20 protein-coding genes are annotated in these 22,412 nt (G+C 46.9%); 10 read left to right on the top strand and 10 right to left on the bottom strand.

The features are described from left to right. Positions 1-38: 38 nt before the first annotated feature. Both rimM and FHS56_RS05875 read left to right on the top strand, forming a co-directional pair. Positions 39-626, top strand: coding sequence for a ribosome maturation factor RimM (gene rimM / locus FHS56_RS05870; protein WP_166918972.1), 588 nt, complete (start codon positions 39-41; stop codon positions 624-626). After that, positions 623-859 carry a hypothetical protein gene (locus tag FHS56_RS05875; RefSeq protein ID WP_166918973.1) on the top strand — a complete coding sequence of 79 codons (237 nt, stop codon included), beginning with the start codon at positions 623-625 and terminating at the stop codon, positions 857-859. The genes rimM and FHS56_RS05875 overlap by 4 nt, the downstream gene beginning before the upstream one ends. Here FHS56_RS05875 and FHS56_RS05880 read toward each other — a convergent pair. The 8 genes from FHS56_RS05880 to FHS56_RS05915 all read right to left on the bottom strand — a co-directional run bounded on the left by FHS56_RS05880 (position 841) and on the right by FHS56_RS05915 (position 9,853). Beyond that, the gene (locus FHS56_RS05880) at positions 841-2,214 is read right to left on the bottom strand and encodes a hypothetical protein (protein ID WP_166918974.1); all 1,374 of its coding nucleotides are present in this window, start codon (positions 2,212-2,214) and stop codon (positions 841-843) included. The two genes, FHS56_RS05875 and FHS56_RS05880, sit on opposite strands and share 19 nt — an antisense overlap. Before the next feature lie 19 nt (positions 2,215-2,233). Next, a complete protein-coding gene (locus FHS56_RS05885) occupies positions 2,234-2,821 on the bottom strand; it encodes a Maf family protein (protein WP_166918975.1) in 588 nt (195 codons plus the stop codon). 32 nt (positions 2,822-2,853) lie between these two features. Beyond that, complete coding sequence (locus FHS56_RS05890) at positions 2,854-3,375, bottom strand: DUF4442 domain-containing protein (protein WP_166918976.1); 522 nt, start codon at positions 3,373-3,375, stop codon at positions 2,854-2,856. Positions 3,376-3,394: 19 nt separating this feature from the next. After that, positions 3,395-5,311, bottom strand: coding sequence for a sensor histidine kinase (locus tag FHS56_RS05895; RefSeq protein ID WP_166918977.1), 1,917 nt, complete (start codon positions 5,309-5,311; stop codon positions 3,395-3,397). 48 nt (positions 5,312-5,359) lie between these two features. Continuing rightward, on the bottom strand, positions 5,360-6,751 hold the full coding sequence (gene hisS, locus FHS56_RS05900) for a histidine--tRNA ligase (RefSeq protein WP_166918978.1): 1,392 nt from the start codon (positions 6,749-6,751) through the stop codon (positions 5,360-5,362). A gap of 76 nt (positions 6,752-6,827) precedes the next feature. Beyond that, complete coding sequence (locus tag FHS56_RS05905) at positions 6,828-8,324, bottom strand: NADH-quinone oxidoreductase subunit N (RefSeq protein ID WP_166918979.1); 1,497 nt, start codon at positions 8,322-8,324, stop codon at positions 6,828-6,830. After that, positions 8,321-9,202: a bifunctional methylenetetrahydrofolate dehydrogenase/methenyltetrahydrofolate cyclohydrolase FolD gene (folD, locus tag FHS56_RS05910; RefSeq protein ID WP_166918980.1), complete on the bottom strand. Its 882-nt coding sequence runs from the start codon at positions 9,200-9,202 to the stop codon at positions 8,321-8,323. The genes FHS56_RS05905 and folD overlap by 4 nt, the downstream gene beginning before the upstream one ends. Before the next feature lie 87 nt (positions 9,203-9,289). Continuing rightward, positions 9,290-9,853 carry a hypothetical protein gene (locus FHS56_RS05915; protein ID WP_166918981.1) on the bottom strand — a complete coding sequence of 188 codons (564 nt, stop codon included), beginning with the start codon at positions 9,851-9,853 and terminating at the stop codon, positions 9,290-9,292. A gap of 226 nt (positions 9,854-10,079) precedes the next feature. Here FHS56_RS05915 and infC point away from each other — a divergent pair, with 226 nt between their 5' ends. From infC to rplT, 3 genes are all read left to right on the top strand, one after another. Continuing rightward, complete coding sequence (gene infC / locus FHS56_RS05920) at positions 10,080-10,661, top strand: translation initiation factor IF-3 (protein WP_166918982.1); 582 nt, start codon at positions 10,080-10,082, stop codon at positions 10,659-10,661. Positions 10,662-10,819: 158 nt separating this feature from the next. Next, positions 10,820-11,017, top strand: a complete 198-nt coding sequence (gene rpmI / locus FHS56_RS05925; RefSeq protein ID WP_038032757.1) for a 50S ribosomal protein L35 — start codon at positions 10,820-10,822, stop codon at positions 11,015-11,017. Between the two features lie 118 nt (positions 11,018-11,135). Beyond that, a complete protein-coding gene (gene rplT, locus FHS56_RS05930; protein ID WP_166918983.1) occupies positions 11,136-11,492 on the top strand; it encodes a 50S ribosomal protein L20 in 357 nt (118 codons plus the stop codon). Positions 11,493-11,765: 273 nt separating this feature from the next. On the opposite strand, the gene FHS56_RS05935 is transcribed toward rplT, so the two are convergent. Further along, complete coding sequence (locus FHS56_RS05935) at positions 11,766-14,186, bottom strand: alpha-ketoacid dehydrogenase subunit alpha/beta (protein ID WP_166918984.1); 2,421 nt, start codon at positions 14,184-14,186, stop codon at positions 11,766-11,768. A gap of 270 nt (positions 14,187-14,456) precedes the next feature. Next, a complete protein-coding gene (locus tag FHS56_RS05940; protein WP_166918985.1) occupies positions 14,457-16,433 on the bottom strand; it encodes a ComEC/Rec2 family competence protein in 1,977 nt (658 codons plus the stop codon). A 174-nt stretch (positions 16,434-16,607) separates the two neighbouring features. Here FHS56_RS05940 and FHS56_RS05945 point away from each other — a divergent pair, with 174 nt between their 5' ends. From FHS56_RS05945 to FHS56_RS05965, 5 genes are all read left to right on the top strand, one after another. Beyond that, on the top strand, positions 16,608-17,066 hold the full coding sequence (locus tag FHS56_RS05945) for an ATP-dependent zinc protease family protein (protein ID WP_166918986.1): 459 nt from the start codon (positions 16,608-16,610) through the stop codon (positions 17,064-17,066). Between the two features lie 2 nt (positions 17,067-17,068). Next, a complete protein-coding gene (rimK, locus tag FHS56_RS05950) occupies positions 17,069-17,983 on the top strand; it encodes a 30S ribosomal protein S6--L-glutamate ligase (RefSeq protein ID WP_166918987.1) in 915 nt (304 codons plus the stop codon). 306 nt (positions 17,984-18,289) lie between these two features. Next, positions 18,290-18,688, top strand: coding sequence for a hypothetical protein (locus FHS56_RS05955; RefSeq protein WP_166918988.1), 399 nt, complete (start codon positions 18,290-18,292; stop codon positions 18,686-18,688). A gap of 262 nt (positions 18,689-18,950) precedes the next feature. Beyond that, positions 18,951-20,096, top strand: coding sequence for an NAD(P)/FAD-dependent oxidoreductase (locus FHS56_RS05960; RefSeq protein ID WP_166918989.1), 1,146 nt, complete (start codon positions 18,951-18,953; stop codon positions 20,094-20,096). A 95-nt stretch (positions 20,097-20,191) separates the two neighbouring features. Then, the gene (locus FHS56_RS05965; RefSeq protein ID WP_166918990.1) at positions 20,192-22,405 is read left to right on the top strand and encodes a DUF5916 domain-containing protein; all 2,214 of its coding nucleotides are present in this window, start codon (positions 20,192-20,194) and stop codon (positions 22,403-22,405) included. The last annotated feature ends 7 nt before the right edge of the window (positions 22,406-22,412 follow it).

A 22,412-nucleotide genomic window follows, 5' to 3' on the forward strand; every position in this document is an offset into this window, starting at 1 on the left:
TTCTCCTTTTTTAAAAAACTCAAAAAAAACAAAGAATCATGACCGTTGATGATTGCTTTGTGTTGGGCTACCTGACCAAAGCGCACGGCTTGGCAGGCGAACTACAAGCCCTCTTCGATGTGGATGACTTGAGCCAATACGAAAACCTGGACACCCTGTGGGTAGAGCGTTTCGGCAGTCTCATCCCTTACAAGGTAGAGTATGTGCTTCCACTCATGCACAAGCGCAACCGCGTGATTGTGAAACTTGCCGGCATAGACCATATAGACCAAGCCGAGACCTTAGCCAAGAGCAAGCTGTATTTGCCTTTGTCTATGCTGCCCCCACTCGAAGGCGAAAATGCTTTTTACTATCACGAAGTCATTGGATTTCAAATCATCGATGAGGAAAAAGGTGCGCTGGGCAACGTCGATACCATTTACGACTTGGAAAGCAACGCCCTCATATCTATGATGTATCAGGGCAAGGAAGTACTTATTCCCATTCAAGATGCTTTTATTTTGCGCGTAGACCGCAACAAGCGATGCCTGCACGTGCGCCTACCCGAAGGTTTACTGGAAGTGTATTTGGAAGATACGCACGACGAAAAAGCCGATGATGGTTTTTTTGAAACAGACCTACTATGAAACTCATCGATACCTTACTACTCTCATTGACGGTGGCGCTGCTCATCATAGGCATTTATGAGGTATTCATGGGGCGCTTTGTTGAAAACTACTGGATTTTTATGCTTATGATGATTTCCTTCTTTGGCTATGCCTACCGCCGTCGCCAACAAGAAGGAGCGGCAGCACCTCCCCAGCAAGAGCCAACGGCAAAGAAAAAGAACACAAAGAAGCATCAAAAGCAGCGCCGGTAAATAGTGCAGTTATAGCCGGTGTGCTCAGTAGAAGACAAACCAAAAAAACGCTCCCAGTCTCTCAGAAAAGCAGGTGCCTGTCGCTCATAACGCGCTACCGGCTGCCATTGGCTATTGGCTTGATAAAGCGCCACTATGTCGGGCTTTCGCCAAGCCAAGTGGTCTGTAACAATCATATATTCTGCCTTGTACTCTTGTCTGTGAATACGTTCCCGCTCTTCGGGGGTATTGTAGTAATCCATCAGCTGCAGGTCGCTGCCTGCAGCCAAAAGAGCATAGTAAGGCATGGGCTCACTGACCACCTTGCTACCGGGCGGTATATGCCGGCGCACAAAAGCATGAAAAGAGCGGTAATCACGCATGGGCAAAGACATAAGTATCTGCACTTGCTTGGCAAAGGTATAGCCTAAATTAAATAGCAACAAACACCCCAGTATAAGCTTGCGCAGGCGTTTACTTGCAGGTTGCAAAAAGAAAAAAAGAAGGTAGTAATAGAGCGGCAAGATAAAGACGGAATAAGGACCATAGTCAAAAACCAGCAAATAAAAAACCAAAATACTGCTTACAGAAGCCCAAAAAAGCGGTTCCTTAGGAAGCCGCTGCTTGCCGAAGAAATAAAACACTGCCAACAAACACACGCTTCCTATCAAGAGATATTCATGCTTGGGTATATAGCCACTATTCCCCACATAGTTTTTCAACAGCGCAAAATCATGTAGGTAATGACGAAGCCATGCCTGTGGCGAACCAAAAGCCCATAGTACCCAAAGGGCATAGCCCCCGTACAATGGCAAAAAGAAGCGCCATTCACCCCGATTTAGCGCTATGAATGCAGGCGGCAGCAACAAAACGAACGAGCGCGGCGTAGTCAGTATGGCAAGCAGTGCCATGACACCTGCTATCCAAGAAAAATGCTGTTTTTTTTCTGTACGATAAAGAAAATACCATGCACCTAAACTCCAGAAAACCGCCTCCAGGTCCATACGCCCTTCATGCATAGAAAGCTGCAGGAAAGGGTCGAGAGAAAAAATAAGTAACATCCACCACGGCAGAGCAAACAAACGACGACACAAAAGCAAAACTAAGCAGCCAAACAAAAAAGTAGGCAGCCGGTAACCCAAAGGCAGAGGCAAAAGCTTCATGCTCATACCATGAATGGTAAAGCTGACAAAGCCGTAAATTTGAAATGGCAAGCCATGCAAAGCTGCCGAAGTGACATTAGGCACCAAAGAGGCGCTTTCTATCCAATGGTGGCTGATAGAGGCAAATACCACCTCATCGAACCAAGGCAGCGGCGCATAGGGCAGTGTCCATACATGCCATGCCACATACAACCAAGCATAGGCAACGAGCATTGCCTTTGCGTAGGGCAGCTTACAACATGCTTTTAAGTGCCGCATATAACTTATGAGTAGGCAAGCCCATTACATTAAAGTAAGAGCCTTCGATGCGCTCAATGAATGCCATGCCCAACCAGTCTTGTGCGCCATAGCTGCCGGCTTTGTCATAGGGTTTGTACTGTGCTATGTAATAAGCTATTTCGTTGTCTTCCATCTCACGGAAATAGACTTGTGTGCTGTCTTGGACAATGCGACTTCCTTGGGCAGTAGCTAAACACACAGCAGTGATGACTTCATGCTGCTGCCCCGACAGACGTCGCAACATGCGTGCTGCCTCTATCACATCGGCAGGCTTGCCCAGCACTTCGCCTCGATGAATGACTACGGTATCGGCTGCAATCACCAGCGTATCGGCAGGTATGGGCACAAAAGCAGCCGCTTTTTGTCTTGCCAAATAGGCGGCTACCTTTGAAGGCTCCATGCCTTCGGGTACAAACTCTTCACTATGGCGCACATCTACAATAAAGGGAATATCAAGTGCCTGCATCAGTTGGCGGCGACGAGGCGAAGCCGAAGCCAGCACAATACGCGGGTAACGCTCTAAGAGTTGCTTTTGAATCATCTGTTTTTTGTGGCAAATATACCTATTTCCCTTTAAGCCGGCTTGTCAGGCTGCTTGCGGCTGCGCTTTTGCTTGTAGTACTCCTTAGAAGCTATGTAAAGCACTTTGTCTATGTGAGCATAGACCTTGCCCTCTTTGTCTATCCACTCTACGGGCAAGGTAATTTCCATTTCCTGTGTTTGCGCTATCTGCTGTTTGATTTTCTCTATTAGTACCTCGTCTATTAAAAAGCGCGCATACACTTTCTTTTTGATGGGACGCAAAAAACGGATGGTCGCTGCTTTGTCCCACACCACATATGCTTTACCCAGAATATGAATCAGCTGCAACATGTAAAAAGGGTCCATGGCTGAGTATATGCTGCCGCCATAAACCACGCCTACATAATTGTAGGTAAAAAGGTTGAGCGAAAGTCGGACATGGATTTCCCTCCAATCGGAAGAAATAAACAGAATACGCCCCCCTGTGCCAAAATAAGTAGGGAAGCAGTTCATCATCCAGCGAAAACGGCGTGTTTTCCAGCTCTCTTTACGATTGGTGAGGAATACAGGCATGGCAACCAGTCAAATGAATTCAGTTGGTGTGGGGTGTTTTGTTCAACAAATTGGGTACTACGAAGCGAAAAGTGGTGCCTTCACCATATTTGGATTTCAAGGATATTTGCCCTCCCAGTTTTTCGATGGTTTCTTTCACTATATAGAGTCCCAGCCCTGAGCCGGCTTGGTCTTGCGTAGCCCGATAAAACATATCAAAAATACGCGGCAAATGTTTTTCCTCTATGCCTATGCCGTTGTCTTCTACGACAAACTCTCCTTTCTCTTCGTTTATTTTAATATTCACTTTGATATAAGGATGCTCTCGGCGAGGCGAGCTGTAGCGAATCGCATTCGATATCAGGTTGTTGAGTATAACCGTCAGGCGACGGCGGTCCGAATAAAAAGGCACCCGCGCTTTTATATGTATCTGCTTGTCGATAAGCCCGGCATTGTCCATATAAGCATACTGTTCAAAGACCCCTTTGACGAGCGTCTGCAAGTCTATCTCTTCGCGCTGCACTTCCAAGCGTGCATTGCGCGAGTAGTCGAGAATGTCTTGAATGAAGCTGTCGAGTTTTTTAAGTCCTTTTTCCTGAAGTTCTAAGTAGCGCTTTATCTGCTCGGCATCATCAAGCATCTTGCAAACAGTAATTACGCCCAAAGCCGAAGCAATAGGGGCACGCAAGTCATGCGAAGCACTATATACAAAACGGTCAAGCTCTTGATTGATTTTTTTGAGCTCTGCATTGTTCTTTTCAAGCCTTTCATTGGTTTGGCGCAGTTCCTCCTGGCTGGCAAGCAGCTCCGCTTTGTGCTGTTCTAACTCTTGATTGAGACGTTCGGCTTGTTGCAGTGCCTGTATGATGCGCTCTTCTGCCAACACCTGATTGGTTACGTTGTGGGCACTGATGAGAATGGCGCCAATGGCTTCTTCCCGAATCAGGTTTTTGGCTTGTGCTTCCAGCCAGTTGTAATACCCCTCTTTGTGCAAAGAGCGATAAGTGAGCTTAAACAGCTTCTTGGGGGTAGAGGCGATTTCTTTAAATACCTTTTCGAAGAAATCGCTGTCATCGGGGTGTACCAGTTTTTGTATGCTCTGCCCCATCAATTCTTCTACGGTATATCCCCATTGCTTGAAACAAGAGGGTGATGCATACTGGATAAAGCCTTCTTTATCAACAAGCAGCAAAGTATCTTCGGTGCTTTCGATGAGCGTTTCGAAAAATTTTTCCTTCGAGTCCAGCTTTTTCTCCAGAGCTACCTGCTCGCTGATGTCCCGGGCTATCACGATGATATATTCTTGATTGAGATAGCGCTCCAGCTTCAAGGTGGCGTCCACATCCAAGGTTTCGTCGGGGGTCAGGCGCAGCGAGGTGCGCACACTCCGGCGCTGTTTGGGTTCTTCGCGTAGTCTTTCTACAAACTCCTGCCATTGTGCCTGCGTTGTGTATAAAGGGAAGGAGGTGTCTATTTGATACAAATGACGCTTCAAGAGTACCAACAAGCTGAAGCCCAATTGCTGTACAGCAGTATCGTTGGCATCGATGATGCGCCCGGTGGCAGCATCTACCACGATGATGAGGTCGGTGGTTTCATCGAGCACAGCCCGAAAACGCTCCAGCAACTGCTGCGAAGAGGAAAGTGGGTGTGCAATCATGTACACCCGTCCATCTTCTTCTTGCAACTTGGCAAGGGTAACCGCCACATTGGTCAGTTGCTCTCCTACTTTGAAGGTCCACTGTCCTTGCCACTCACCCTCGCGCTGCACTTGTGCCAAGGCATTAGACAGCTCTAATGGATTCAGCAGATAGGCAGCCAATGACTGTTTCGACTTAAAATCAGCAAGTTGCAAAAAAGCAAGCAAGCGGTCGTTGATGGAGAGCAATTCCCCGTCGGGGGTTAGCTCTGCCAACAATACAAAGCGGTTGAGTAGCTCAGCATGTACGTGCTCCATTGATTTTTGCATAAGACCCAAAACATAAGCATCTCATAAAACGCAAGGCTAACCATTATACAATTTTTGTTTCAAAAATCCAACTACCTCATCCATGCTTATCTCAAGCTGCTCACCAGTGTACATGTTCTTCAACTGCACCGACTGCCTTTGCAGCTCTTCGCTTCCTGCCAAAAGCACCCAAGGGGTTCCTTTCTTATGGGCATATTTCATCTGCTTTTTAAGCTTATCGGCTTGGGGATAAAGTTCTGCCTTGATACTGGCACCGCGCAAGCGTTGCAACAAAGGCAGCAGCCCCTTGCGAGACTCTGTATCAAAATGCACGAGCATTACATCGACGCCGGCGCGTGTATTTTTGGGAAACAAATCAAGCGCTTCCATGACATCATAGAGGCGGTCTAAACCAAAAGAAAAGCCCACGCCGGTCAGTCCCTCTTTGCCAAAAGTACCAGTCAGGTTGTCGTAGCGCCCGCCACCACTCACACTACCTATTGCCACATTGTTCACCTTCACTTCAAAAATCGCCCCTGTGTAGTATGAAAGACCACGTGCCAAAGTTGGGTCTAACATCAACGGGAAAGTATCCAATGGTTGCCCGCTTGCTTCCTCCAGCAGGTTTTGAATCGTTTGCAGGTCTTCTATTGCTTTTTTTGCCGAAGCAAGCTCCTTCAGCTGTTGTGCAAAGTGCTTCAGCACCTCTGCATAGGTACCTTTCACTTCAAACAAAGGCAAAAGCTGCTGGATTTGGTTTTGTGCAAAGCCCCGCTCTTGCAACTCGCGCACCACCCCCTCCTGCCCTATTTTGTCTAATTTGTCAATGGCAACGCAAAGTGCCTGTTCCTGCCCCGCAGCACCAATCCACTCGCTCATGGCGCGCAACAATTCGCGGTGATTGATTTTTATGGTATAATCTTCAATGCCCAAACGCCGAAATACTTCCATAATCATCAGCACGATTTCTGCCTCACAAAGCAGCGAGTCGGTACCTACCACGTCGGCATCGCATTGGTAAAACTCGCGATAACGACCTTTTTGAGGCGAGTCGCCACGCCACACCGGCTGCATCTGATAGCGCTTGAAGGGAAATGCCAATTCATGTTGGTGCATCACCACATAGCGAGCAAAAGGCACGGTAAGGTCATAGCGCAAGCCTTTTTCACAAATCACATTGGCTAAATGCGCTGAGCCCTTGGCTACATCCTCTGGCGATACTTCTTTCCAAAAGTCTCCGGAATTGAGCACTCGAAACAGCAGTTGGTCGCCCTCCTCGCCGTACTTGCCAGTAAGCACCGAGAGCAGCTCCATAGCAGGCGTTTCAATGGGCTCATATCCAAACAACTCAAAGACTTCACGGATATGATTCATGATATAATGACGCTTTGCTACCTGCTCCGGTCCAAAATCGCGAGTTCCTTTAGGTATGCCTAATTCTATTTTCATAAGCGTTTGAAAGGTATGAGTGAAGGGTTGTTTTTTTGAAACAGTGCAAATTTATCAAATGAACGGCTGAATATAATTAAGCAAAGGGGTAAGCCCACAAGATAGCCAACACCAACAACAGGGCAATTATCATAGCCGGCAATAAAGCGGCATCTACCCCAGTAGTGGGCGCTCCTACTTTGCTTTCTTGCTTGAAAAAGAGCGCATAAGGTATTTTGATGTAATAAGCCAGCGCCACGGCTGTACTTAGCAAAGCCGTTGCCCACAACAGCAAAGCAAAGTGATACGAGGCTGCCATCTTCCAAAAGTGTACAAAGACACCCAACTTTCCCAAGAAACCGGCAGTAGGTGGTAGCCCTGTCAAAGAAAAAGCCACTACTCCCCATGCCAGCTTAGTTCCTGTCGAACAGTGAAAACGCCTCAAATCGGCAATTTGCTCTATTTGCTGATGCGATGCCAAGGCAAATATCACAAACAGAGCGAGCGCATACACCGCCCAATAATACAAAAATACGGCTTCTGCCCCCTCGTAGCCTATAGCCACTACCGGCAACAGCAGCGTGCCCATGTGTGCGATGGTAGCGTACGCCAGCAGACGCTTCAGGTTCTGCTGCCGCAAAGCGGCAAAGTTACCAAGCAGCAACGAAGCCAATGCTACTGCCATGAGCAATTGCCCCCATACTGTCTGCAAGGCAGCAAATGCCACCATCTGTCTGCTCAATAGCATCATAAAAGCAAGTATAGCTACTTTGGGCATCGCCGACACAAAAGCAAGGCTCATGGCAGGCGCTCCTTCGTAGGCATCGGGTGCCCAAAAATGAAAAGGCACTACGCTCAGCTTGAAAAATACACCTGCGGCAAAGAGTGCCCAAGCAATATATAACCACAGGGAAGGCGCTTTTTGCAAATGATGCCAAAAATCGGCTTGGGTAAAATCCATGCTTCCGGCAAGTCCATAAATCCACGAGATACCGTAGAGCATCAGGGCTGAGGCAAAAGCCCCGAACAAAACATACTTTATGAGTGCCTCATGCTGTCGTCGCTGCCGCCCCACGCTCAATAAAAAATAAGTAGCAATAGAGCTCAACTCAAAGCTCAGGTAAAAAGTAAGAAAATGGGCACTTAGCAGCAGCAAGTCCAAGCCTAACAAAGCCGAAAGCCCCCAAAACAGCCACTCCACACTTTCGTTGCGATGGCGTCCCAGCAGCTCAAAGAGAAAGACAACACCAAATAACAAAGCCCCTAGGGTCAAGGCTATACGTGCTTGTATTTGCAAGGGATGGAAAACACATAAGGTATCTGCCATCAAATACAGAGGGGCTTCGCTCGAGAAGCTGCGCAGTTGCCCTACAAGAAAAAAGAGCTGCGCAAACAAAGTTGCCATCATAACAGCGACTGCCCAAAAGGCAATACGCATCCCATAGGCTTTGCGTGTGATTATGGCAAGCAGCAACAACAAAACGATGCCTGCCAAGAGGGCTGTTTCCGGCAACAAAAAGCCCAGGCTTTGGTAGATATTTTCAAAGCGGTAGGCAAATGAGTCTATGAAAGAATGGCTAAACAGTTGCTTCATGAATAAATTTTCTTCTGTGCTGCTAATAAAGTGTTGTACAGCAAAGATACAACGGTCATGAGTCCTACGCCACCCGGAACCGGTGTAATATAACTTGCTTTCGGCGCTACTTCATCAAATTTCACGTCGCCTTTGATTACATACCCTTTGGGGTTGCTATCATCTTTTATTCTGGATATCCCCACATCTATCACTACCGCACCTTCTTTTACCATGTCAGCAGTCAAGAATTCAGGTTTACCCAAAGCTGCCACAATAATGTCTGCCTCACGAGTAAAAGCGGCAAGCTCTTTCGTATAGCTATGGCAAATGGTTACTGTACAATTGCCCGGTTCCCCTTTGCGCGCCATCAAGATACTCATGGGCATACCTACTATCTGACTGCGTCCAATGACCACGCAATGCTTGCCGGCAGTAGGCACCTCATAGCGCCGCAACATCTCCACTATGCCAAAAGGGGTTGCCGGTATGTAGGCAGGTAGCCCCTTCACCATGCGCCCAACATTGATAGGATGAAAACCATCTACGTCTTTTTCAGGGCGTATGGCTTGAATCACACGGCTCTCGTCTATGTGTTTGGGTAAAGGCAATTGAACAATAAAGCCATCTATGGTGGGATTTTCGTTCAACTTTTCTATTTCTTCGAGCAAAGCCTCCTCGGTTATATTCTCTGGTAAGCGCACCAAAGTAGATTCAAAACCCACCTCGTGGCATCGTTTTACCTTGCTGGCAACATAAGTCTCGCTGGCACCATCATTGCCAACCAATACGGCTGCCAGATGAGGCGGACGCTGCCCCACATCTTTCATGCGCTGTACTTCTTGTGCCAATTCGGCTTTGATTTCCGCCGACAACTTTTTGCCATCCAATAAAATCATGACTATGCCTTGTTTTTGGTGATTAAAAACGAAAAAAGGAAACAAAAAAGGCAGCCCATGCAGCTGCCCTTTTCTTTAATGCAAACTTTAGAAGTTAAAATGGAAGCCAATGCCTGCATTCAGCACCACCCACGGACGCGGGACTACCTCTACATACAAGCCCATATCCACAAATAAGGAAAAGAAGTCGGCTTGTGGGAAAAACCACTCCAAACCTGCCATACCATTAGGACCCAAGCCCAGCGCCGTACCTTCGGTATCCAATCTGCCATCACCGTTGCTATCGTAGAGGTAATTGAATGAACGCAGTTGCAAACCAGGACCGGCATACCATTGTAAGCCCTCTACTCCACTGATAGATTTCTGCCACAAATAGTCAGCCATAATGACCAAGCCTCCGCGGCGGTAATAATAATCGCTGTTGTACTTTTTGTAATATCCTCTGTAGCCCGGATAGCTGCTGCCATAGCCATAGCCGTAGCCATAAGTGCCAATGCCGAACTCGAGTGCGTTGCTTCCTCCGTTTAGGTATTTTTTCACACTCAGCCCGGCGGGCTCGGGCACACGTACTCCCACCGCCCATTCACCTTGTGCCATGGTCCAGTGAGCCGTAATCAATAAAGCGACCAAACATACGTAAGCTCTCATCATAGAATTTTATTTTTGGTTTTGTGAAGCAAAGTTATTACTTTTTGCGATAGAAAAAGCAAAACTTTGAACTTACCAGAGGAAATAAGCCGCTCAATAAAAAATGCCTACACTTGCAAATTTCATCATTTGGCTCTAAAATTGCAGAACCATTTGTCAAACCATGAAAAGTTTCATTGTTAACCGTTTAACATTCATCATTACTTAAAAAGGACCTTAAAAACACACAATGCGCAAAAACTCAACAAAATCAACGGGAGGAAGAGTAAAAGAAGAACCCTACCGCATCAACGAAAAGATACGAGCTAAAGAAGTTCGTTTGGTAGGCGATAACGTACAGCAAGGCATCTACTCCATCGAAGAAGCACTGAAGATAGCCGAACAACAAGGGCTTGACCTGGTAGAGATAGCGCCCAATGTAACCCCTCCTGTTTGCCGGGTTATCGACTACTCCAAGTTCAAGTATGAACAAAAGAAACGCGAAAAGGAAATCAAAGCCAAAGCGCAAAAAATAGTCGTTAAGGAAATCCGCTTTGGTCCTAACACCGACGAACACGACTTCAACTTCAAGCTCAAGCATGCGCGCAGCTTCTTGGAAGAGGGTGCCAAAGTAAAAGCTTATGTACAGTTTGCCGGTCGTAGCATCGTTTTCAAAGACCGTGGCGAAGTACTGCTTCTGAAAATGGCTACCGAGCTGGAAGATGTAGCTAAAGTAGAGCAAATGCCCACATTGGAAGGAAAGCGTATGATTATGATACTTGCGCCTTTGCCTAAGAAAAAGAAAAAGTCGGAAGATAAAGACAAAGAGTAGAAATAAAAGGGAAAATGCAGCTTCTTAAAATCAACAGCGTAGGCAGGCAAATGGTCTGCCTGCGGTTTTTTTCTATGGAAGAGTCATTTGTGTAATTGCCTCTTTACTTGTAATTTTGCCCTTCCTTTCAAGTACTATTTGCATAAAATCAGACAGTTATGCCAAAGCAAAAAACCAATTCAGGAGCCAAAAAGCGTTTCAAGCTGACGGCTACCGGCAAAATCAAGCGTAAGCACGCTTACAAAAGCCACATCTTGACCAAAAAGAGCACCAAGCGCAAGCGCAATCTTACGCACTCTACGTTGGTGCATCCTGCCGATGCCCCGCGCATCAAAGCTTTGTTGGCACTTAAGTAAACTGGTGTCAACGTTTCAATTTTTCATTAAAACACTTTCGGTTTCAATGTTTCACCCGGTGTCCGGTATTTAAGTATGCTGTAGGAGCATCACCGTTCACCAAAAAAAGAGAAAAACTATGTCTCGTTCAGTAAACCATGTAGCATCGCGCGCACGCCGCAAAAAAATGTTGAAGTTTGCCAAAGGTTATTTTGGCAGAAGAAAGAATGTATGGACCATAGCCAAAAACGCCGTAGAGCGCGCATGGCAGTATGCTTATCGCGACAGGAAGCGCCGCAAGCGTGATTTTCGTCGTCTGTGGATTATGCGTATCAATGCGGCAGCCCGCCAGCACGGGATGTCTTACTCTCAATTCATGGGCTTGTACAACAAGTCGGGCATGCAGCTCAACCGTAAGGTATTGGCAGATTTAGCCATGAATCACCCCGAAACCTTTGCTGCCATCGTAGAGAAAGTAAAATCGGTACAAGCTTAATTTAAGCTCCCTTCTTGTCTCAATTACATATCCCAAGCCACCTTTCAAAAGGTGGCTTTCTTTTTTACAGACATCCCTCTCTTTTCGAACGCAGCGCGAGAGTGCGACTTGTCATGTCGAACCGCAGGCAGTGAGCTAAAAAATCTCGTTAAGTCAAGCCACAAGCAGCTATGAAATTTCCTGCCAATACTTGAAACGACAAGGCGAGAACAAGTAGCTTAACAAAAAAAGGGGCGCTTGCCCCTTTTTGTTTTATCATTGCTCAACTGCCTTTTATTCATACAAAGCGGGAAACTTCGCCGGGTTGAACTCATGCATCATGGCATACACTTTGTCCACGATTTCTTCTACATTGGGCTTAGAGAAGTAATCTCCATCGGAGCCATAAGCCGGGCGATGGTCTTTGGCGGGGATGGTCATGGGTTGAGAATCCAACCATCGGTAAGCCCCCTGCTCTTCCACAATCTTTTGTAACATAAAGCCGGTAGCACCGCCGCTTACATCCTCATCGGCAACCACCAAACGGTTGGTTTTCTTCACCGACTCCACGATGCGGTGATGGATATCGAAGGGTAATAAAGACTGCACGTCAATTACCTCACAGCTGACGCCCAGCGCTGCCAGCTCTTCGGCTGCCTGCATCACAATACGGCACATAGAACCATAGGTTACGATGGTAACGTCCTCGCCTTCACGCAGCACTTCGGGTACCCCCAAAGGCACTGTAATATCGGCGAGGTTGTCGGGCATGCGCTCTTTCAATCGGTAGCCGTTCAGACACTCGATAATCAAAGCTGGGTCATCGGACTTCATCATGGTGTTATAGAAGCCGGCGGCTCGTACCATATCGCGCGGCACCAGCACATGCATGCCCCTGAGGCTGTGCAATAGCATGCCTATGGGTGAGCCAGAATGCCAGATGCCTTCGAGGCGGTGTCCTCGCGTACGCACAATGACAGGTGCCTTCTGACGCCCTTTGGTACGGTAACGCAGGGTAGCCAAGTCATCTGACATGATTTGTACGGCATAGAGGATGTAATCGAGATATTGAATTTCGGCAATAGGGCGCAGCCCACGCATGGCTATGCCTATAGCTTGTCCCAAAATGCTGCACTCCCGAATAGAAGTGTCGGTAATACGTATTTCTCCATACTTTTCCTGCAAGCCAGCCATCCCTTGATTAACGTCCCCGATACGCCCCACGTCTTCGCCAAAAGCAATTACGCGCGGGTCACGGGCGAAGAGGGCATCAAAATAATTTTGCATGATTTCACGCCCATCTACCAAAGGGCTGTTGTCAGAATAAACAGGCTTGACTTCAGCCACCCGCAAGGGCGACTCCTCCGTTTCGCTATACAGGTGCGAACTGTACTCATCGTGTGCTTGGGCGCTCTTTTCTTTCACCCACTCTACCAAAGCATGACGCGCAGGCAGGTCTTTTTCATCGCGCAACACACGTATCACACGCTTGACCGCACGGAAAGCGTCGCGCTTGATGGGGTTGATGGTTTCTTTAAACTCCTTGACAATAGCAGCAATTTCTTCGGCATGCAACTTCGAGCTGCTGGCTGCTTCTTGCAGCAGTGTCAGTGCGCTGTCGGTGTATTCCTTCACTCCTTTCAAATAGTTGCGCCAAGCCGTATCGCGCGCTTGCTTCACACGTGCTAAAGCTTCTTTTTCTATCTGTTCGAGTTCCTCTTCGGTAGCGATGCCGTTTTCAAGAATCCACTCCTTGAACTTACGATTGCAATCATAGGTGCGCTCCCACTCCAAACGCTCGGGTGATTTGTAGCGCTCGTGTGAACCGGAGGTGGAGTGCCCTAACTGTTGTGTGATTTCGGTTACATGTACTAATGCGGGGGTATGGTTTTGACGGCACGCAGCGGCTGCCTTGCGATAGGTTTCCAACAAAGCGGGGTAGTCCCACCCTTTCACCTCATAAATTTCAAAGCCTTTGCCGTCTTTGTCGCTCTGAAATCCTTTCAGGGCTTTCGATATGCTTTGCTTGATGGTGTGGTACTCTTGCGATACAGAAATACCGTAACCGTCATCCCATACAGACATGAGCACAGGCACCTGCATGACGCCGGCTGCGTTCATCACCTCAAAGAACATGCCTTCGGAGGTAGAAGCATTGCCAATGGTGCCAAAGGCTATTTCGTTGCCGTTGTTAGAGAACTGTTTGAAAGGACGCAAGTCGGGGTTTTCACGGTAAAGCTTCGATGCCCATGCCAAACCCAAAAGGCGAGGCATTTGAGCTGCTGTGGGCGAAACATCGGCAGACGAGTTGTAGCGCTCGGTGTGGTTCAACCACTTGCCCTGCTCATCGACAAGGTGGGTGGCAAAGTGGGAGTTCATGCAACGCCCCGCTGTGGCAGGTTCATGCTCCGGGTTGGTATCGGCATAAAGTTGTGCAAAAAACTCTTCGAGTGTGAGGACGCCAATTGCCATCATAAAGGTCTGGTCGCGATAGTAGCCCGAGCGCCAATCGCCCTTTTGAAAGGCTTTTGCCATAGCTATCTGCGCCAGTTCTTTGCCATCGCCAAAGATGCCAAATTTGGCTTTCCCCATAAAGACTTCCTTACGCCCTAAGATACTTGCCTCGCGGCTTTCGCATGCCAAGCGGTAATCGTTGAGTATCTCTTCTTTGGTCAATTGAAGCTTAGAAAGAATCTTTTTTTCTGCTACTGCCATGAGCCTAAATGTTTAAGTTATTTATGAGCACGGTTGATGTGGATATAAGGATAGCTTCGAAAATGAAGACGCATATTTTACATAGCCTTTGCAAGATACATTTTTCCAAGCAGAAATCATAATTAAAAATTGCACCTTACAAAGATTGCTTTGCACTATTTCAAAGAAAAAAATTTTATTTTTCACCCCATTCACTCTCATCTAAAGCGCATAAAAAATTATCGACCATTCATTGTTTTGATGAAAGTGCAAAAAACAAAATTTTGCATTTTATTCTATTGGCGAATTTTCGCTAATAGACCATACCCCAAGCTTACGTAAGTCATATAGCTTTTTGGATGCTTGTTGTAGCATCTTTTCTTGCCACTTGGAAGCGCTGGGTCCCAATAAGAACAGCTGGCTTGCTTGTACATAGCGGCTGGGTATGGTACGATGGCTATTCCAAACGAGAATGTCCGGTGCTTTTGTCCATAAATTTGTCGTGTCTATAGGGGCATTCACTACGCACACGCTCCGCTCTTTCCATGAGATACGCCATGCTCTTCGGTTGCAGCACAGCGGCTCGGAGCGCCACACCTCTCTCCCTTTGACCAACCACACTTCGCAATGCTTATGACGAGCATTGTACCACACATACATACGGGCTTCTTTGTGCAAGGCATATTGCTTGTAAATGTTGTATGTACTCCCCAGTACTAAAACAATAGCACTACAGGCAACAAAGGGGCGAAAAGGCATTTCTTTGGTCAAATATAATACAAGCAGCAGCAAGAGCCCACAGACAATCAGGCTGTCCACTGTATTCCAATAAGGCATGGCAACAGGCGGCAAAGCTTCCCGCAAAACCTCCAAAGCAGTTTCAATAAACCCTTGAATAGACAACAAGGTTTTGCTCAACAAAGTAGTAAGCCCAGTGGGTGCATGTAGCAATATCAGCAGGGCAAGCACAAAAGAGGCAAGCAATAAAAAAGGTGCTGGGGGCACTACCAACAGACTGCTTGGTAAGCTTGCCAAAGGCAACTGCCGGAAGTAAAGCAGGGTAAGTGGCAAGGTAGTCAACTGGGCAGCTACCGACACGCACAGTAGCTCGTACACTTTTCTAAGAAAAGTAAAACGGGGCTGCCAAAGCCCTGACAAACGTGGATAGAAGAAAAGAATTCCCAATACTGCCATATAGGACAGCTGAAAGCTTAAATGAAACAAAAGCATGGGATTAAGCAACAAAAGCAAAAAGGCTGATAGTGCCAAAGTGTTGTAGGCGTTGGTAGTTCGGTTCATACAAGATGCCAACGAAAACAGCGAAAACATAAGCGATGCCCGCAACACCGAAGGTGATGCCCCAGTCAGAAGAGCATAGCCCCACAATAAAGGCAATGTGGTTAGCAAAAATGCCCAGCGTAAGGCAGGACGCCGTGCTGGCTGCCATAGCCATTGCATTAGCAAGAACAAAATGCCTACATGCAAACCCGATACAGCCAATACATGTGAAGCGCCTGTGTCGGCATACAACTGTTTAGTATCTTGTTGAAGCAGGCTTTTGTCGCCCAGACTCAATGCTAACAGCACCCCTGCACTCTGTTTCAAGCCCGCCTGTGAAAGCCCTCTTTTCAAATGCTCTTGCCATAGCGCTATGCCCCGCCGTATGCCTTGCCACAAGTGAGCAGAACGCTCAAGGCGCACGTAACTGCCTGCTTTTGCCCAAGAGGAAAGATAAATATTTTGGTTATGCATGTAAAGCCTGTAATCGAAGCCATCAGGCTCCGAAGGGGGCGCAAAGGTAGCCAGTTGGGTTTTGAGTAACAAGCGGTCGCCTATATGCACCCGCAAGGAGTCTTGTATGCGCAGCAGTACCCTGCAGCCGCGCTTGAGCTGACGCCAAATTCCTTCTGTATCACGATAAACAAGCAAACGAACCTCCGCTTCTATATAACGCTGCTTTTGTACAGGAGGAGCATCTATTTCTGCCACCCATGCCAGCAGTTGCCCTTGGCAACGTTCATAAAGCCACATGGCTTCCTTTTCCTGATGAACAAGGGAATAACGACTGACAGCACACAAAACAACGAAGAGATAAAACAATATGGTTAGCAACTTATCGTGCCAGATGCGCCTCCTTCTTTGCGCATACAAAAGCAAAGCAAGTGAAAGCAGCATCAAAGCCGCAACAAAACACAAGACGGGAGGAACAGCTGCTCCAGAGACTCTTGCCAAGACAATGCCGATAATCACAGGCAGTATCAAGCGCATGAACGGAGGCATCTCAAGAGTAAAATTTAAAGCGGTTAGTGATTTATCTCATTTTATTGACTGTCAATGATTTTTCAAAAAAAAATCATTTTTTATGCACCTTTTTCATTAAGTTTATTTCTTTGCGCACTTTTTCATATATCTTATTGAAAACAATCCCTGATGCGGTAGGATATGAACAATCGCCCTGGTTCACGCCTCATAGGTATCTTTGACAAGGTTGACTTGCCCGAATTTGAACTCTACGATTTAGATTGTAAAATAGATACCGGTGCCTACACTTCTGCCATCCATTGCCACCGTGTGTGTATAGTAGAAACTCCTCATAGGCGACCAGTATTAAGCTTTCATTTGTTGGACCCAGCACACCCCCAATACAACGACCATGAGTACCAAGCCACCCACTTCTACGAAAAGAAAGTAACCAGTTCTTCTGGGCACAGCGACTACCGCTTTGTCATCCAAACAAAAATTATTTTGTTTGGGGAGCTATTCGATATAGAGTTTACCTTAGCAGACCGCGAGCAGATGCGCTACCCCATCTTGCTGGGCAGAAAGTTTTTGAAGAAGTATGGATTTCTGGTGGATGTTCGGAAAAAAAACCTCTCTTTCTTTCAGAAAAAACAAACATGAATATGAGAATAGCCGTTCTTTCACGCAATAAAGCACTCTACTCTACCAAGCGTTTGTTAGAAGCCATCCGGCAGCGGGGACATGAAGCTTTGCTTATCAACCACACCAAATGCTATATGGTCATGGACCATGATACTGCCGACGTATTTGTGGGCGACCACTGCATAAAAAATGTAGATGCCATCATTCCGCGCATAGGGGCATCGGTTACTGCCTACGGAGCAGCCGTCATACGGCAATTTGAAATGCAAAAAGTGTTTACTACCTGCGGTTCTTTAGCACTCATCCGTTCACGCGATAAGCTGCGCAGCCTCCAGATTTTGACCAAAGCAGGCGTAGGCATCCCACGCACAGCTTTTGCCAAATATCCCAGTGACATAGACTATCTAATCAAGCAGGTAGGTGGTCCACCGTTGATTATTAAGTTACTGGAAGGCACCCAAGGCTTAGGCGTGGTGCTGGCAGAAACCAAAACAGCCGCCCGCTCCGTATTAGAAGCATTTTATGGCTTGGATGCAGAAATTTTGGTACAAGAGTTTATTAAAGAATCGAAAGGCAGCGATATCCGTGCTTTCGTAGTAGGCGGTAAGGTAGTAGCCGCCATGAAACGCCAAAGTGCAAGCGGCGACTTCCGCTCCAACCTGCATCGAGGCGGCAAGAGCGAACCTGTGAAACTAAGTCGCAAAGAAAAAGAAACAGCAATCAAGGCAGCCAAAGCCTTGGGGCTGCAGATAGCCGGCGTAGATATGTTACGCTCTGAACGTGGTCCGTTGGTAATAGAAGTCAATTCATCGCCCGGTTTAGAAGGTATAGAAAAGACCACAGGGGTAGATGTAGCAGGCAAAATAGTGCAATACATCGAGGAGAGCAGTCAAAACAACCGAGACCCCAAAAAAATGGACAAAGTGGGGGTTTAATGCTCCCTGGCAAAATTTTATTTTATATTGCACAAAAAAAACAAAAAGCCCTCTTAACAATGAGGGCTTCAAGTGTGGAAATTGCAAGTAAACAAAACTATGTTTTGTACAATTCAAATGGTCTTAAAGCAAGGTGAAAAAGATTTTTAAATAAAAAAATACCATAGTTTCACTTGCAAATAAGCAATATTTACTATCTTTGCAATCGATAAGTGAGCGCGACAAGGCATGCAATCACCCATACAAGAACACATTTGGAAAGCGTGGGAAAACGCCTATATTCAAATTATTGACAGGTGTTTGAGTATGGGTCAAAGAATTGAGGTCTGCTTAGCTGCTGCAGAAGCGCTTCCGCAAGAGAAGGACTTAGCTCATGCTCTTGTGCACTGGGCAAGTGGGCAGTTAAACAGCTTACAGCAGCTTCAACAGCTCATAGAAAAAGCCGGACTCATGCTCTATGCCTCTGTTCTATTTCGACAAGCTGCGCTCCTATTTTTAGCTCTTTTACAAGAACATCAGCAAAATGGTGTAATAGAAGAGCAAATTGGCACGAAATTTACGGCATATCCTATACCATCGATGCTGGAAAGCATAAAAGCTTTAAAAGAGCTGGAGGTGTTCATCGAAGAGCGGCAGGGGAAAGTAAAAGAAGTGTGGGAGGAGGTACAGCAATACATCCGCGCTTTTTATGGAAATGAAAAATAAAACGGGGCAACTCTGCACCCTTCAAGATATTAAACGCTTTTTTTAATCGATTTTAATAAGCATCAGAAAAAGGCCTGCGGCATTGCTGCAGGTTTTTTTGTTTCTGAAATTCTTCTACAAGGTACAAAAGTTGCCTCCGTTTTAGGCTCGTAAGTTAGCAAAATTTCAAAAAAAAACACCAAAGCAATAGAAAAGTGTAAAATAAAAGCATCGTAGTTTCGTTTTGTTTTGCTGAGCCTTCATTTTTCATAAAAAAGCAGTCATGCAGCTAAGCAGCAACAGTTATTGGGAAAAACAATATTGGCGCGATTTCGACTTTATCGTAGTAGGCGGTGGTTTAGTAGGGCTTTCTTGTGCCGCCTCTTTAGCAGAAAAGAAACCGGAAAACCGTATTCTGGTACTGGAGCGGGGCTTACTGCCCACGGGGGCAAGCACCAAAAACGCAGGTTTTGCCTGTTTTGGCAGTCTTACAGAGCTGCTGGCAGACCTTCAACGCAATGACGAAGACAGCTGTTTGCAAACAGTAGAACGCCGGTGGTGCGGACTGAAGAAGCTGCGCCAGCGTCTGGGCGACCAAAAAATAGGCTTTGAAGCCTCCGGTGGCTATGAACTACTTTTGCCCAAACATCAAAGCGCCTTGGAGCAGATGGCTTATATAAACCAGCTTCTGCATCCTATTTTTGGCGAAGAAGTCTTTCGCTCTGCCAACCACCTTCTGCCTGTTTTTGGCTTCCAGCGGGTATCGCACTTGCTTTACAATCCATTCGAAGGAAAGGTGAATACCGGTATGCTTACCCGCTCGTTGCTTGCCTATGTGCAGCAACTGGGGGTAACGGTGCTCACTGGCGCCGAAGTGCTACACATAGAAGAGCTTCGTGGGCGCGACTGTGTGCAAGTACATGTAAAACAAAGCCATACAGCCGAACCTTTCGTATTTGAAGCCCCACGTATTGCTATTTGTAGCAATGCTTTCAGCCGACAACTGTTGCCATCACTGCCTGTTGCTCCCGGGCGCGGGCAAGTGCTCATCACCCGTCCTCTCCCCTCGTTGCCCTTTAGGGGCATCTTCCATTTCGACGAGGGCTATTATTACTTCCGCGACATAGACGGGCGCCTGCTCTTTGGCGGCGGACGCAATTTAGACTTCGAAGGCGAAACTACTACAGAACTTACGCCTACGGAATTTATCTATAAGCAACTGGTGAAAAAGCTACAGGAAATTATCTTGCCCAGTATAAGCTTTGAGATAGAGTACATTTGGGCAGGCATCATGGCATTCACGCCCAACCATCAACCTATTGTACAAAGGATTTCACCGGGAATAGTGGCAGGTGTAGGTCTCAACGGTATGGGAGTAGCTATTGGCACCGAAGTAGGTGAACAAGTAGCCGAATTATTACACAGCTAAATCCCGACAGCCACTTTTCGTTTACAATTTATGCCCACTCTTTCCGTTTGGCTGATAAAACCAACCAGTCTTCTTTGTTTAAAAAAATTAAAAGGATGATGTTTCTCCGCTTTTTTACATTATGTGTGGCAATCTGTGCTGTGAGCTGTAGCATAGGGCAAGCTCAAAGTCAATACGAGCTGCTTGTACGGAAAATACCATCCGGTAGCGTAAAAATAGACGGGCAACTCAACGAAGAAGTATGGGCACAAGCTCTGGTTGCCAATCACTTTTGGCAAAACTTTCCTTATGACAGCTCTGCGGCTCAATCTCAAACAGAAGTGCGCATGCTCTTCGATGAGCAAAACATTTACATTGCTGCTGTGTGCCACGGGCAATCCCCCGAAGAGGTGGTGGTTTCTTCCTTGCGCCGTGACTTCAGCCCCTCGAACAACGACTTTTTTATGGTGGTCTTCGACACCTTTCAAGACGGAACCAACGGCTTTCTGTTTGGAGTCAACCCCTATGGGGTGCAGCGGGAAGGGCTTATTGCCGACGGAGGCAACCGCGGCGCTGATGAGGCTTGGGACAACAAGTGGTTTGCCGAAGTGTGCCGTCATGCCGACCACTGGACGGTGGAAATGGCTATCCCTTTCAAATCCATACGTTTCAAGAATGGGAGCAACGAATGGAAAGCCAACTTTCTGCGTGGTAACCTTGCCCAATTCGAGCGTTCAACATGGGTGCCTGTACCGCGTAATTTTTTCATTGTCTCTTTGGCGTATACCGGCACCCTTCATTTCGAGCAACCTCTTCAAAAACCTAAATCAAACGTAGTAGTTATTCCCTATCTCACCGGCAGCTATGCCGAAGACTTCACACAAGACACCACCAAAGCGGTGTATAAGGGCAATGCCGGCGCCGACTTTAAAGTGGTCCTCAGCTCATCGCTGAATTTAGACCTTACTTTCAATCCCGACTTCTCACAGGTAGAAGTGGACCGCCAAGTAACCAACCTCGACCGCTTCGAAATCTTTTTTCCGGAACGCCGGCAGTTCTTTCTTGAGAATGCTGACCTCTTTGCCAACTTTGGCTTTTCGCGCATTCGTCCTTTCTTCTCCCGCCGCATAGGCATTGCACGCGATACTACCACCGGTTTGATTGTGCAAACGCCTATCTTGTACGGAGCACGCCTCAGCGGAAAAGTAAACCGTGATTGGCGTGTAGGCTTATTGAATATGCAAACAAGCCCCGATGACAGCCGAGGCATTACAGGTAAAAACTACACGGTAGCAGCTGTACAGCGTCGTGTATTCAGCCGTTCCAACATAGCGGCGGTATTTGTCAATGAGCAGACGACCTCCACTGCCAATAAAGACTTTACCTTCAATACCAACAACTATAACCGTGTAGTAGGCTTGGATTACAACCTTGCATCCGAGGACAACACATGGCAAGGCAAGTTTTTTTACCATCAATTATTTACACCTGAGAACCTGCCGGCGCAGTTTGCTCATGCTGCTTACTTGGCTTACGACAAGCCTACTTTCCTTGTAGCTTGGAACCACGAGTGGGTAGGTGAAAACTACGCACCAAGTACTGGCTATGTACCACGAAACGGGCACTTTCGCTTAGAACCATTCGCCCGTTATACCATCTTTCCCAAAGGCAGTAAACACATTGCCCGGCACAATATATTCTTTTACAATAGCTTTTACTGGGACAATCGGGGGACTTCCACCGACCGCTTCAGCCAATTGCGCTACGAAGCAGTATTTCAAAATACAGCCGGTATCAACTTGGCAGTACGACACAACTATGTGCTGCTCTTCTTTTCGTTTGACCCTACCAATACTGGTGGTCCGAAGCTCCCGGAAGGCAGTGAGTACACCAACTACAGCGCCGCCTTCAGCTTCAATACCGATAGAAGAAAGTTGTTTAACTTAGACGGCGACATCAACTATGGGCAATACTATAATGGTCATTTACTGGGCATCAGCGGCTCTGTAAATTACCGTTTTCAGCCTTTTGGCAGCATTAGCCTGTCGGGCAACTACATACGTATCCTGCTGCCACAGCCCTATCACTCGGCAGAGCTGATATTATTAGGTCCCCGCATAGACCTCTCTTTCAGCCGTGAGCTCTTTTTGACTACTTTCTTGCAATACAACAACCAAATAGACAATGTCAATATAAATGCACGCTTACAGTGGCGTTTCAAGCCGGTTTCTGATATTTTTGTAGTATATACTGACAATTACTTCGCCCATGAACTCCAACAAAAAAACCGCGCGTTGGTTATAAAAGCAACCTATTGGCTCAACATATAAATTGAAT

Source organism: Thermonema lapsum, from assembly GCF_011761635.1.
In the GTDB taxonomy this organism is placed as follows: Bacteria; Bacteroidota; Bacteroidia; order Cytophagales; family Thermonemataceae; genus Thermonema; species Thermonema lapsum.

What these genes read in the sequence shown, in the direction of transcription:
- rimK (WP_166918987.1), top strand. Translation starts at nt 17,069, where the DNA reads ATGAGAATAGCCGTTCTTTCACGCAATAAAGCACTCTACTCTACCAAG.
- FHS56_RS05895 (WP_166918977.1), bottom strand. Translation starts at nt 5,311, where the DNA reads ATGGAGCACGTACATGCTGAGCTACTCAACCGCTTTGTATTGTTGGCA.
- FHS56_RS05935 (WP_166918984.1), bottom strand. Translation starts at nt 14,186, where the DNA reads ATGGCAGTAGCAGAAAAAAAGATTCTTTCTAAGCTTCAATTGACCAAA.
- FHS56_RS05905 (WP_166918979.1), bottom strand. Translation starts at nt 8,324, where the DNA reads ATGAAGCAACTGTTTAGCCATTCTTTCATAGACTCATTTGCCTACCGC.
- FHS56_RS05890 (WP_166918976.1), bottom strand. Translation starts at nt 3,375, where the DNA reads ATGCCTGTATTCCTCACCAATCGTAAAGAGAGCTGGAAAACACGCCGT.
- FHS56_RS05965 (WP_166918990.1), top strand. Translation starts at nt 20,192, where the DNA reads ATGATGTTTCTCCGCTTTTTTACATTATGTGTGGCAATCTGTGCTGTG.
- FHS56_RS05960 (WP_166918989.1), top strand. Translation starts at nt 18,951, where the DNA reads ATGCAGCTAAGCAGCAACAGTTATTGGGAAAAACAATATTGGCGCGAT.
- infC (WP_166918982.1), top strand. Translation starts at nt 10,080, where the DNA reads ATGCGCAAAAACTCAACAAAATCAACGGGAGGAAGAGTAAAAGAAGAA.
- rplT (WP_166918983.1), top strand. Translation starts at nt 11,136, where the DNA reads ATGTCTCGTTCAGTAAACCATGTAGCATCGCGCGCACGCCGCAAAAAA.
- FHS56_RS05940 (WP_166918985.1), bottom strand. Translation starts at nt 16,433, where the DNA reads ATGCGCTTGATACTGCCTGTGATTATCGGCATTGTCTTGGCAAGAGTC.
- rpmI (WP_038032757.1), top strand. Translation starts at nt 10,820, where the DNA reads ATGCCAAAGCAAAAAACCAATTCAGGAGCCAAAAAGCGTTTCAAGCTG.
- FHS56_RS05955 (WP_166918988.1), top strand. Translation starts at nt 18,290, where the DNA reads ATGGGTCAAAGAATTGAGGTCTGCTTAGCTGCTGCAGAAGCGCTTCCG.
- folD (WP_166918980.1), bottom strand. Translation starts at nt 9,202, where the DNA reads ATGATTTTATTGGATGGCAAAAAGTTGTCGGCGGAAATCAAAGCCGAA.
- rimM (WP_166918972.1), top strand. Translation starts at nt 39, where the DNA reads ATGACCGTTGATGATTGCTTTGTGTTGGGCTACCTGACCAAAGCGCAC.
- FHS56_RS05915 (WP_166918981.1), bottom strand. Translation starts at nt 9,853, where the DNA reads ATGATGAGAGCTTACGTATGTTTGGTCGCTTTATTGATTACGGCTCAC.
- FHS56_RS05945 (WP_166918986.1), top strand. Translation starts at nt 16,608, where the DNA reads ATGAACAATCGCCCTGGTTCACGCCTCATAGGTATCTTTGACAAGGTT.
- FHS56_RS05885 (WP_166918975.1), bottom strand. Translation starts at nt 2,821, where the DNA reads ATGATTCAAAAGCAACTCTTAGAGCGTTACCCGCGTATTGTGCTGGCT.
- hisS (WP_166918978.1), bottom strand. Translation starts at nt 6,751, where the DNA reads ATGAAAATAGAATTAGGCATACCTAAAGGAACTCGCGATTTTGGACCG.
- FHS56_RS05875 (WP_166918973.1), top strand. Translation starts at nt 623, where the DNA reads ATGAAACTCATCGATACCTTACTACTCTCATTGACGGTGGCGCTGCTC.
- FHS56_RS05880 (WP_166918974.1), bottom strand. Translation starts at nt 2,214, where the DNA reads ATGCTCGTTGCCTATGCTTGGTTGTATGTGGCATGGCATGTATGGACA.